Genomic DNA, 12045 nt, shown 5'->3' with positions numbered 1-12045 from the left:
TTCTAGGGAGTCGACTATGCTAGAACATTTTTTGGGCGGGTTAGCCGTGGTGATGCAGCCACTCAACCTGTTGCTCTTAACCTCTGCCGTGTTTATCGGTTTTATTGGCGGCGCACTACCCGGCATCAGCGGCGTTATTCTGGTGGTTATCCTACTGCCGGTTACTTATGGCATGGAGCCGACCACGGCCTTTATGGTGCTGACCGCTATTTATGGCGCCACGGTCTTTTCGGGTCTGATTACCGCTATTCTTTACCGGGCTCCCGGCACGCCTGAAGCGGTAATGACGGCGTTTGACGGCTATCCCATGACGCAACGTGGCGAAGCAGGCAAAGCCTTAGGCATCGGCGTTTTAAGCTCGGCTATCGGCGGGCTTGTAGGCACCGTGGCACTGATTATATTCACGCCCATGCTGGCCAAAATGGCCTTGAAGTTTTCATCTCCCGAGTACTTTGCCTTGGCGGTACTCGGTTTAACCGTGGTAGCTTCATTAGGCGGTCGTCTCATATTTGGCTTGATTGGTGCGGCGCTAGGTTTATTCATTGCCACTATTGGTATTGATCCGCTCACCGGCACCAGCCGCTTTACCTTTGGCAATCTTAATCTGGCCGAAGGCGTGGGTTTGATTCCGGTTATTGTCGGCCTGTTTGCCGTGTCAGAAGTCATGAAACGCACGCTGGACCATGAAAGCCATCAACCGCTGAAAAAGGTGAAGGTAAAGATTTTTGATCTTCCCATTTTGCGCCAGATTGGCATGACCCTGTCACGCTCATCCATTATCGGGGTCGTCATCGGTATCCTGCCGGGTATCGGTGCCAGTACCGCGGCGATGGTGAGCTATAGTGAAACGGTCCGCTGGTCCAAGCATCCTGAGAAATTTGGCAAGGGCGCGCCGGAAGGTATTGCCGCCCCGGAGTCTGCCAATAACGCAGCGGCCATGGGTGCACTGGTGCCGCTTTTTGCGCTGGGTATTCCGGGTAGTGGCACTACGGCCGTTATTCTGGGCGCTTTTATCATGCATGGCCTGCAGCCTGGGCCAATGTTTATGCTGACCAGCAGTGACCTGATCTACGCGGTATTTGCCGGGCTGTTTATCGTCAATTTCATGATTCTGCTTTTCTCAAAGCCGTTCATCGTGCTGTTTACCAAATTGCTGAATGTACCTTATTCCGCGCTTGGCCCCATCATTATCATGTGCTGCATCGTGGGGACTTTTTCGGTGCGCAACTCTATGTTTGATGTATGGTTGATGATGGGCTTTGGCGTGTTGGGTTATCTGCTTGAGAAAATCAACTTTCCATTGGTATCGATTATTTTGGGATTGGTTTTGGGCCCTATCGCAGAAAGCGAGCTGCGCCGGGCACTATCCATGTCACAAGGCGACTTCAGCATCTTTATTGATCGTCCTATCAGCGCCACACTGCTGAGTATTGCTTTCATTCTGCTGGCCGTCACGCTGATTACGCCGCTGATCAAACGCGCACATCGCAAGGCCACTACCTGAAGCCCGTATCCTGGAGAATGCTATGACCATCGTACTGGGCGCTATCGCCGACGATTTTACCGGTGCCACTGACCTTGCCAACAACCTGGTACGCGGCGGTATGCGCTGCGTTCAGGTCATCGGCGTGCCGACCACCCCACCCGACTTAAGCAACGTAGATGCCGTGATAGTGGCGCTCAAGTCGCGCTCCTGTCCGGTTGAAGAAGCTACTAGCGATTCACTAGCAGCTCTTGAATGGCTACGTGAACAAGGTGCACGGCAGATATTTTTTAAATACTGCTCGACCTTTGATTCAACCGACAAGGGCAACATCGGCCCGGTTGCAGATGCGCTACTTGATCGACTCGGCGTCTCGCAAACCGTGATGGTCCCGGCGTTTCCGATTAATGGCCGTACGGTATATCAAGGGCACCTGTTCGTTGGCGACCGCCTGCTTAACGATAGCGGCATGCAGCACCACCCGTTAACGCCCATGACCGATGCGGATCTGGTTCGCGTGCTTTCACGTCAGACCTCTCACGCCGTTGGTTTGGCCAACCGCGCTATGCTAGCCAAAGGCGGCGAGGCTACTCGTCAACACCTTGACGCTTTAGCAGCTGAAAACATACGCCATGTCATTTGCGACAGCGTCGATGACAGCGATCTTGACGTATTAGCGGAGGCAACGGTAACGATGCCTCTGGTAACCGGCGGCTCAGGGCTTGGCCAGGCGTTGCCTGCCCAGTACCGTAAACAGGGTTGGCTTGCCGAAATTGCCGAGCCAGGGCGCCTTCAGCCTGCCTCTGGCAATATGTTGGTATTGTCAGGCAGCTGCTCACGAGCAACGCTTGCTCAGGTCGCTGATTTTCTGGCCCGTCATCCTGGCGCGGGCTTTGCGCTTGACCCCCAGGCCCTGGCCAAGGGCGATAAACAGTGGGAACAGGCGCTGGCCTTCGCGTTCGAGCGCCTTGAACAAGATGCACCTGCTCTGATCTACGCCTCGGCCGATCCTGAAAAGGTCAAGGCCGCTCAGGCGGAACTGGGCGTAGAGCAAGCTGGCCAGCTAGTCGAAGAAGCGTTAAGCCAGCTTGCCGTTACTCTGGTCAATGAAGGCGTTGGCCGACTGGTGGTTGCCGGTGGTGAAACCTCGGGGGCAGTGGTATCTGCCCTGGGCATTTCAGCGCTACGTATTGGCGAGCAGATTGATCCCGGCGTGCCCTGGACACAAGCGACACTAGCTAACCGCGAGGCGCCGCTTTCCCTGGCGCTCAAGTCAGGCAACTTTGGGGGCGTTGATTTCTTCACCCGAGCGTTTGAGGTATTGGCATGAGCACTCACGACCAGAACCACCTGCGCGAACAGATCAGCACGCTGGGGAAATCGCTGTTTGATCGCGGCCTGACCATGGGTTCAAGCGGCAATATCAGCGTGCGCTTGGATGACGGTGGCTGGCTTATGACGCCTACCAACGCCTGCCTTGGGCGCCTGGACCCTGCACGCATCTCACATCTGGATACCCAGGGCCAACTGATCAGTGGTGATAAGCCCACCAAAGAGCAGTTTCTGCATATGGCGATGTACGATGAGCGCCCTCAGTCCGGCGCCATCGTTCACCTGCACTCCACGCATTCGGTGGCGGTTTCCTGCCTGCCGGGTATCAACCCCTGCGACTGCATTCCGCCTCTCACCGCTTATTACGCGATGCGCGTGGGCAAGCTTCCCCTGGTGCCTTACCACATCCCGGGCGACCAGCAGTTGGGCGAAGCGGTACGCGGCCTGGCAGGCAAGCACAGCGCCGTGCTGCTTGCCAACCACGGCCCGGTCGTCGCTGGTAAAAATCTCGAAGCAGCAGTGTATGCCACCGAAGAGCTTGAGGAAACAGCGAAGCTGTTTCTGCTGTTGCGCGGTGAAAACCCACGTGCGCTGACGCCTGAACAGGTTGCTGAATTGGAAGCCCGGTTTCCAAGGGATTAAGCTATTCAGTAAGAGCATTTAAAACATAAGGGCAAAGCTCATTGAGCTTTGCCCTTATCGATTACCACTGACGATAGCTGATACCCATTCAGCCAAGCTATGCGCCTGGCGAATTTGTACCGCATCAGGATTCGTTGCGCGTTTCAAGCAGGCGAATCAACTCCGGCACCGCCATGGTCTGATCCTCCACACCGGCATACAGTGCCGCCACCGCGCCAGCCAAGCCTCTTGTCGTATTAAGTTCATCGGTCATGGTGTGGTAGTAGCCCAGGTCTTTATGCGCGTTCGCCACGCTAAACCGAAACCCCGAAGCATCGCCTGATTCAATAAAGGGGCGTAGCCGTTCCAGCACCACTCCGCCCCCGCCGCCCTTGGTCAAGACCTCCAGAAAAGCGTGGTCATCGATACCCGCCCGCCGGGAAGCCGCAGTCGCCTCGGCCAATACGGCTGAAAAGCCCAACGACACGTAGTTATGCAGTAGCTTAAGGGTATGCCCTGAGCCTACATCTCCTGCGTGGGTGATGACCTCAGCGAAGCTTGCGAGTAGCGGGTGCAACGCTTCAAATAGCGTCTCATGGGCACCGACGATAAGGTTTAAGCGCCCCTCCTCGGCTTCTTTGGGAGTACGCGTCATCGCCGCGTCGACCAGATGGCCACCCGCTTTATCTACCCTGGCGGCGACGTTAGCTGTGGAGCTTGGCAACGAGGTAGAGCAATCCACCACAATGGCGCCCTGAGCGAGTCCCTCCAGCACGCCATTTGGCTCAAACAGCACGGCCTCCACCTGGGGCGACCCCGTTACGCACAGCAATACCACGTCGGCTTTTTCGGCCACTTCCCGGGCGCTTGAGCACGGCACGGCGCCCGCTGACAGCAGGTCGTCCACGGGCTGGTTGCCAGGGTGGTCCAGAAAGGCCAGGGAATACCCCGCGTTAAGAATGTTCTTGGCAATGCCGTGGCCCATTAACCCCACACCTACCATGCCGATGCGGTGCTCTGTACGAACGGATTGATTCATAAATAAGCTCCTAACCTGATTTAATTATGATTTTTTTCTAGCCATGGCGAATGGCGACCGTTTTTATACGGGTATAGCTGCGCAGCCCCTCGAAGCCTTTTTCCCGCCCGAATCCTGAGCGCCCGACACCGCCGAAAGGCAGTTCAATACCGCCGCCCGCACCGTAGTTATTGATAAAAACCTGGCCACTGCGAATGCCTCTTGCCAAGCGTAATTGGCGGCCACCGTCGCGCGTCCAGACGCCGGCACACAGCCCGAAATCGGTTGCATTGGCCAGGCGCAGCGCTTGTGCTTCATCGTCGAATATCTGGACAGCCAGCACGGGGCCAAACAGCTCTTCGCGCAGCACATCATGATCATCGGGAATATCGGTAAGTAGATGCGGAACCACAAAATGCCCGGCCGGGGAGGTGTTTTTAGCGAGCTGCCCTCTTGCCGCAACGTGAATACCGTCTGCTTCAGCCGCGGCTAGCCGTTGATCGAGCTGTGATTTTTGGCGGGCATTGATCAACGGGCCGCAGTCAGCGTCTTCCTCGCCCGATGCACACTGCAGTGTCGAGAAGCGCTCTATCAGACGATCCGTAAACGCTTGCGATATGTCGCGCTGTATCAACAGACGACTTCCCGCCGAGCAGGTTTGCCCGGCATTCTGGATAATCCCACGCACCACCGCTTCGAAAGCCGCATCAAGGTCAGCATCTGCAAAAACAATCTGCGGCGACTTGCCGCCCAGCTCTAACGTGACGGGCACGTGGTGCTTTGCCGCCGCCTGGGTTACCTGGGTGCCGGTCTCAGGCGAGCCGGTGAACGAGAGATGATTAATACCCGAGTGTGCGGCCAGGGCGGCACCAGCTTCACGCCCAAGCCCCGGCACCACATTGAGCACTCCGGCTGGCAAGCCGCTATCTATTGCCAGTTTTGCCAGGCTCAAGACGCTCAAACAGGCATCTTCGGCAGGCTTGAGAACCACGGTATTGCCAACAGCCAAGGCGGCGGCCACGCAGCGGCCAAATATCTGTGACGGGTAATTCCAGGGAATAATCTGGGCGCAAACACCATACGGCTCACGCAGCGTCATGACGGTGTAGCCCTCTTCATAAGGCAGGGTCTCGCCATGTAATTTATCGGCGCCACCGGCGTAAAAGCGAAAGTAGTGGGCGCAGGCTTTAATATCCGCGCGCGCCTGGGTTAAGGGTTTTCCCGTGTCCAGGCACTCTAACGCCGATAGATGCTCATGGTTGGCCTCGATGGCATCAGCAAAGCCAAATAGCCAGGTACTGCGCTGGCGGGCACTCCAGTGAGCCCACTCCCCCAGCTCACCAGAAAAGGCGCGCCGCGCCGCGGTGACGGCATCATCAATGTGCTCGGGCGTGCAGCGGGCAATGTGCGCAACAACGTCGCCACGGGCGGGCGCCTCTACCGGTAGTGTCGCGCCGGTATCAATCCAGGTATTGCCTATCAGCGCCGCCTGGGGTGGAAATTCGGGAAAATCAATCATCAACAAACTCCTAGCCATACAATAGGTTAACCAGGCCCATGGAGATCCAGGGCATATAGGTAATTGCCATCAGACACGTCAGCACCACCAGCACAAAGCGCACCAGCCAGGGCAGCATCTGATCAATGGAAATCTTCGCCACTGCACAGGCGGCAAACAGGTTTACGCCCAGCGGCGGAGTAATCATTCCCAGGGCCAGATTGACCACCATGATTAGCCCGAAATGCACTGGGTGAACGCCAAACTGCATGGCAATCGGGGTTAGGATCGGGGCCAGTACCAGGATGGCTGCACCGGTCTCAATAAACATTCCCACCACAAGCAACAGGGCGTTAACGGCCAGCAAAAAAGCCCAGGGGCTTTCGAACATGGCGGTGACCCCAGCGGCGACTTGGGCGGGAAGACCGGAGCGGCTGATCAGAAAGCTAAACAGAGCGGCCGCTGAGATAATCAGCATTACCGCAGCGGTAGACACAACACTTTGACGCAGCACGGGCATCAGGTCGGCAAGCTTAAGCTCACGGTAACAAGCGCCGACGACCAAGGCATAAAACACCGCCACTGCCGAGGCCTCAGTAGGGGTAAAAATCCCGCCATAGATGCCGCCGATGACCACCACCGGCATCAGCATCGCCGCCCAGGCGCGCTGGAAGGCCGTCGTGAAGCGGGTACGGTCATTGCGATCTTGAAGACCAAAACCGCGCAGCTTGCAGAAAATATACACAAACACCAGCAGCGCACCGCCGACCAACAACCCTGGGCCAATGCCTGCAATGAACAGCTGACCAATCGAGGTATTGGTACTTACCCCAAATAGAATCAAGGGAATAGAGGGCGGAATCAGCACCCCCAGCTCTGCCGATGAAGCCTGGATGGAGGCGGCCAAGGGTTTGGGGTAACCGTGCTTGACCATTGCTGGAATAAGGATCGCACCGATAGCAAAGGTCGTCGCCACACTGGAACCTGACACTGCCGCAAACATCATGCAGGTCAGCACGCAGGTCATCGCCAACCCGCCCTGAACACCGCCCACGATTGACTTGGCCAGATCAACCAGTCGGCTAGAGATACCACCGGCCGCCATCAGGTTGCCCGCCAAGATGAAAAAAGGAATCGCCATCAGCGGGAAGTTATCCAGCCCTACAAACAGCTGTTGGGGCACCATCATCAAAGGAAAACGCGAGAAAAACTCGATACCAATTATCGATGCCAGCAGAATAGAGATCGCGATCGGCACGCCGGTGGCGAACAAAATCAATAGCGACAGACCAATGGCAAGGTTCATAAGCGAGACTCTTTATGCGTAGTAACGGAAATCGCAGATGAACTCCCGTCGGGCTGGGCAGCGGACGTGGCGATCTCCTCTGGCTCCGCTGCCTCGTCGTGCATCGGCCCCAGGGGCTCAAGACCACAGCTTTGGGCCAGCAGCCGCGCAATAACGGCCAGCATCGCAAAGGCGCTGCCTACGGGAATAGCTGCATATGCCCAGGACATCGAGACCTCGAGTGCGGACAGCGTCTGATTGCTAACCCGCTGGGTCATCTGGATGCCGTAGAACACCAATACAAAGAGCACCAGAAGACAGTACAGGCCGATAAACCATTCAAGCGCCAGCAGGGTGGGCTTGGGCACAAGCTTGTAGATAACCTCTACGGCCATCATAAAGCCGCCGCGGAACGTGGCGGCTGCGGCCATAAACACGCACCAGATCATCGTCGCCCGTGACAGCGTCTCCGACCACGTCGAGGGCGCATTGAAGATAAATCGTGTAAGCACTTGATAGAACCCCAACGACACTGAAACGATCAACATCAAAATAGCGATCGCCAGCGCCAGCCGAGTCAACACATGCTCGACACGCAGAAACCAGGACACCATAAATCACCTCATCCCGTCAGGTTATGGGAAAGTGGCGCCCAAAGGCGCCACGGGATGGGCTCAGCAGCTACTGTTACGAATGCGCTCTAACATCTCATCGCCATACTGCTCAATAAAATCAGCATGCACGGCTTCTACCGCTTCTTGGAACGGTGCTGGATCAATATTATCCGTGACCGTCATACCCTGCTCTTGTAGGAAAGCCACGCCCTCCTCTTCCAAACGTGACACCTCAGCGCGGGTAGCTTCAGTAGCGGCTTGAGCGGCCTCATTAAACCATTCACGCTCCTCCTCGCTCAGCCCATCAATTAGCACCGGTGAGCCGAGCACAATGGCAGGTGAATAAACGTGCCCGGTCAGCGATAGCTGATCCTGCACCTCATAGAGGTTCGCAGCCACAATCACCGTAATGGGGTTTTCTTGGCCATCCACCGTGCCTTGTTGCAAGGCAGTAAACAGCTCCGGCATCGCCATAGGCGTTGGGCTTGCCCCTAACCCTTCAAAGGCCTGCTGGTGAATACGGTTTTCCATAGTACGAATTTTCAGGCCACGTACATCTTCAGGCGTGTCGATAGCTTTTTGACTATTGGTAATGTGGCGAAAGCCATTTTCCGACCAGGACAGGCCGACCAGGTCATGGTCACCCATCTTATCGAGCAGTTCCTGGCCAATCTCGCCATCAAGTACGCAGCGAGCTTGTTCGTAACTGGTGAACAAAAACGGTAGGTCGAGAACATACGTCTCTGGGACAAAGTTACCCAATGGCCCGGAGGAAGTAATCACTATATCGACGGTGCCTATTTGCAGCCCCTCGATCATGGCCCGCTCCCCACCGAGCGAGCCGCTAGGGTGATCCGTTACGGTAAAAGCCCCATCAGAGAGATCTTCGAGGGTTTCTTTAAATGCCCGCGAACCGGCGCCATAGTGAGAGTCACTGGAGATAGCGTAGCCCACACTTACCTCTGTGGCGGCCTGAGCCTGAAATGCCAGGCCCGCCAGGGCAAGCGTCGTAGCGGTGCCGATGGCGGTCGCAAGCGTACGCCGAGCGAAACGAATGGTCATGGTAATACTCCTAATTGTATTTATTGGTAAGAACGATGGGGAGTAGTAGCCCCTTATTGCTCGCCCGCTAGGCAGGCGAAGATCCATTAACGATGCTCTGCTACATAGGCATCGATAATCTGTTTGAAGTCCCGGTCCCCGGCAAAACCCAGTTGGTTCGCTTTAGCCGTTTCAAAGCGCGCGGGCCAGCTTGCCACCAAGGGTTCGATGCGTGGGTCTGGTTCATGCCGTACACGCGCCACCGCTTCATCGCCCGCCACCTCGCGCAATGCCTCAAGCATTTCGGAAACATCGGTCGTGATACCCGGCAAAATAAAAGCGCGAAACTTACCCAACGCTTCTTCCTGCACTTCGGCGCCATGTATCAACGCGTCGATCACCTTATCCGGCGACATCACGAAAAGCGCCTGATCCAACGGTACGGGGCAAATGGCTTCCTCACCGTTTAAGGGCTCGCGCAGAATACTGGACGCAAAGCTCGACGCCGCGGCATTCGGCCGCCCTGGGCGAATCACAATAGTCGGCAAACGCAGTACTCTGCCGTCAATCAGGCCGCGTCGACTGTAGTCGTTGATTAGAAGCTCACACATTGCTTTTTGCGTGCCATAAGACGTCTGCGGTTGCGAAGCCGTCATGTCATCCAGCACATCGGGTAGATCCCCGCCGTAAGCCGCCACGGAGCTTGCCATGACCAGGCGCGTCTTATGCAAACCCCGGGCACGGCAACCTTCCAGCAGAGCACGAGTGGCATCAAAATTGACCGCCATCCCCAGATCCAGATCGGCCTCCGCTGCGGAGCTTACGACCGCAGCCAGGTGGAAGATGACATCGGGCTTTCGATCAAGCGCACTACCCAGGGCATCTGAAGCAGTAATATCTACAGCATCGTTACGGATCGTTATATCAGACGCGTCGGGTACGGCAGCCTGGGTTTGATCGACCAGGGTCAAGTGGGTGACCGGCTGACCGCACAGCTCTTTACGGTTGATCAGACGATGTAAAAGGCGCTGTCCCAGAAAACCGGCGGCGCCCGTGATTAAGATATGCATGATTCAGGTGTCCTCGCTTTAATTGTTGGTTGTTAGCGTTTAAGACCATGTTTGGCTACTCACTCATGTGCGAAGCCCGTAATGTCGCCCCCAGCCCAGACCTTGGCGCGTATCGCCGGCTGGCCTGTATTCGCAGCCAACCCAACCGCTATAGCCCAGCGCTTCAAGTCTGGTAAATAACGCCGGATAGTTGACCTCGCCAACATCGGGCTCGTGCCGTTCCGGCGCTCCCGCCACCTGAATATGGCCGATAGCGCTAAACTGGTGCTCAAGGTGGCGGATGAGATCCCCTTCCATAATCTGGCAATGATAGAGATCAAACTGCAGCTTCAGATTACTCGCCCCCAGCGCTTTCAATACCGCCATGGCTTGCGCCTGTCTTGATAAGAAGTAATGGGGCATATCGCGGGTATTGATAGGCTCGATCAATATGTCCTTGCCCAGTTTGGCGGCCTCAGTAGTGGCGTAGCGCAGGTTACGCAGATAGGTAGCCTGATGATCGGCCTGGGTCGTCGCATCGCTACCTTCAGGCAGCAAGCCCGCCATGGCGTGAACGTGTGGGCAGTTGAGCATCTCGGCATAACGTAGCGCCTCGATGACTGAATCACGAAACTCAGCTTCGCGCCCAGGCAGGCTAGCAAGGCCTCGCTCACCGGCGTCCCAATCCCCCGGCGGCAAGTTGAACAGCACTTGCGTTAAGTGTGTTTCATCAAGTGCCTGGCGCAGCTCTCGAGCGCTATAGGCGTAGGGAAACAGGTATTCGATCCCTTTAAACCCCGCATCAGCCGCCGCCGAAAAACGGTCCATAAAATCGTGCTCGTTAAACAGCATGCTAAGGTTGGCGGCTAATCGAATCATGGTGTATCGATACCTCTTTGTTTTTATCTTTAGCTGTAATGGTCTCGTCAATCGGACAGGAGTGCGATGTCAAGGCTACCCTACCGCATCAGCCTCTTGGCGCCTCCTATGACACGCCGATCATCTGAAGACAGCGCATACCGCCACGTACAAGGTTATTGGCAAGATCCGTTGCCCCGGGTAAAGTCGTCGGCGATAGCTCCAAGGGCTATCGTTTCAAGGGCTATCGTTTCAGGGGCTATCGTTTCAGGGGCTATGCTCTGCTCCATGCTCATTCTAGGTTTCCTGAGCATCGTTAGCCGCTTCAGGCAACGTAATACCTGATAGCCGCTGATAGACTTTGATAACCGCAGAATCATCCTCTCGACCGAAGCCTGCCCCACTGGCCGAGGTAAACTGCTGCAACGCGCTGGCGGCAACCGGCGTTGCCATTGAAAGCTCGCGCCCGGTCTGGTGCACAATATTGAGATCTTTGATAAAGATATCTACGGCCGAAAGCGGCGTGTAGTCACCTTTAAGAATGTGGGGCACGCGATTTTCGAACATCCAGGAATTGCCCGCCGAGTGAGTAATCACCTCAAAGATAACCTCGGGATCAAGCCCCATCCGAATACCCAACGCCATGGCTTCAGCGGCGGTCGCGATATGTACGCCTGCCAACAGCTGATTGACCAGCTTCATACTGGAGCCCACGCCGGGGTCATCGCCCAGGCGATAAACCTTGGCGGCCATGCCATCAAGCACGTCACTTGCGTAGCTAAATGCCTCCGCGGCGCCCGATGCCATCACTGATAGCTCACCGCTTTTGGCTTTTGCAGCACCGCCGCTAATCGGTGCGTCCAGCATCATCAATCCCTCTGCCGCCAAGCGCTCGCCCAGCTGTTTCGCCTGACTGGGCGCCACCGTGGCGCACTGCAAGATCAGGCTGCCTGGCGCTAGATGCTCAACGACGCCCTGCTCACCAAACAGCACCTGCTCAACCTGGCTACCGTTGACGACCACTACCAGCACAATATGACAGTGAGCGAGCTCCATAGGGGTTGCCACACTCTTGCCCCCTGCCGCGACAAAAGCATCGCGTGACCCAGCAGCAATATCACATCCAGTCACGTTAAATCCCTGGTGATGTAAGGTAGTAGCGGTGCCCATCCCCATCGCACCCAAGCCAATAACGCCTACTTGAAGTGATTGCTTATCGTGTTGACTCACCGGTCGACACCTCGCT

Annotated in this window: 11 protein-coding genes; 3 read left to right on the top strand and 8 right to left on the bottom strand. The window is 56.3% G+C overall.

The genetic code is table 11. From position 1 onward, the window contains the following. Positions 1-16: 16 nt before the first annotated feature. From ACT3R7_RS03720 to otnC, 3 genes are read left to right on the top strand one after another with little or no spacing between them, the layout of a single operon-like run. Entirely contained in the window at positions 17-1504 is a 1488-nt protein-coding gene (locus ACT3R7_RS03720; protein ID WP_193091121.1) for a tripartite tricarboxylate transporter permease, read from the top strand. A gap of 22 nt (positions 1505-1526) precedes the next feature. Further along, entirely contained in the window at positions 1527-2813 is a 1287-nt protein-coding gene (otnK, locus tag ACT3R7_RS03715; RefSeq protein ID WP_193091122.1) for a 3-oxo-tetronate kinase, read from the top strand. After that, on the top strand, positions 2810-3457 hold the full coding sequence (otnC, locus tag ACT3R7_RS03710) for a 3-oxo-tetronate 4-phosphate decarboxylase (protein WP_193091123.1): 648 nt from the start codon (positions 2810-2812) through the stop codon (positions 3455-3457). The genes otnK and otnC overlap by 4 nt, the downstream gene beginning before the upstream one ends. Positions 3458-3581: 124 nt before the next feature. Here the strand turns inward: otnC and ACT3R7_RS03705 are convergent, their stop codons facing one another. From ACT3R7_RS03705 to ltnD, 8 genes are all read right to left on the bottom strand, one after another. Continuing rightward, positions 3582-4475 (bottom strand): NAD(P)-dependent oxidoreductase, encoded by an 894-nt coding sequence (locus tag ACT3R7_RS03705; protein ID WP_193091124.1) that lies wholly within the window; start codon positions 4473-4475, stop codon positions 3582-3584. 37 nt (positions 4476-4512) lie between these two features. Then, entirely contained in the window at positions 4513-5973 is a 1461-nt protein-coding gene (locus ACT3R7_RS03700; protein ID WP_496198835.1) for an aldehyde dehydrogenase family protein, read from the bottom strand. A gap of 10 nt (positions 5974-5983) precedes the next feature. After that, on the bottom strand, positions 5984-7258 hold the full coding sequence (locus tag ACT3R7_RS03695; RefSeq protein ID WP_193091126.1) for a TRAP transporter large permease: 1275 nt from the start codon (positions 7256-7258) through the stop codon (positions 5984-5986). After that, positions 7255-7851 carry a TRAP transporter small permease gene (locus ACT3R7_RS03690; RefSeq protein ID WP_226940059.1) on the bottom strand — a complete coding sequence of 199 codons (597 nt, stop codon included), beginning with the start codon at positions 7849-7851 and terminating at the stop codon, positions 7255-7257. Before ACT3R7_RS03690 ends, ACT3R7_RS03695 begins: the two co-directional genes overlap by 4 nt. A gap of 60 nt (positions 7852-7911) precedes the next feature. Further along, complete coding sequence (locus ACT3R7_RS03685; protein WP_192536661.1) at positions 7912-8913, bottom strand: TRAP transporter substrate-binding protein; 1002 nt, start codon at positions 8911-8913, stop codon at positions 7912-7914. An 86-nt stretch (positions 8914-8999) separates the two neighbouring features. Continuing rightward, on the bottom strand, positions 9000-9962 hold the full coding sequence (denD, locus tag ACT3R7_RS03680; RefSeq protein ID WP_193091127.1) for a D-erythronate dehydrogenase: 963 nt from the start codon (positions 9960-9962) through the stop codon (positions 9000-9002). Positions 9963-10025: 63 nt separating this feature from the next. Beyond that, entirely contained in the window at positions 10026-10820 is a 795-nt protein-coding gene (gene otnI, locus ACT3R7_RS03675; protein WP_193091128.1) for a 2-oxo-tetronate isomerase, read from the bottom strand. A 276-nt stretch (positions 10821-11096) separates the two neighbouring features. Beyond that, complete coding sequence (gene ltnD / locus ACT3R7_RS03670; protein WP_193091129.1) at positions 11097-12029, bottom strand: L-threonate dehydrogenase; 933 nt, start codon at positions 12027-12029, stop codon at positions 11097-11099. Between the last annotated feature and the right edge of the window lie 16 nt (positions 12030-12045).

The organism is Halomonas sp. AOP43-A1-21 (assembly GCF_052376775.1).
GTDB lineage: Bacteria > Pseudomonadota > Gammaproteobacteria > Pseudomonadales > Halomonadaceae > Vreelandella > Vreelandella colorata.
Note: the sequence above shows the minus strand (reverse complement) of the source record. Positions and strands in the feature narration are given on the sequence as shown.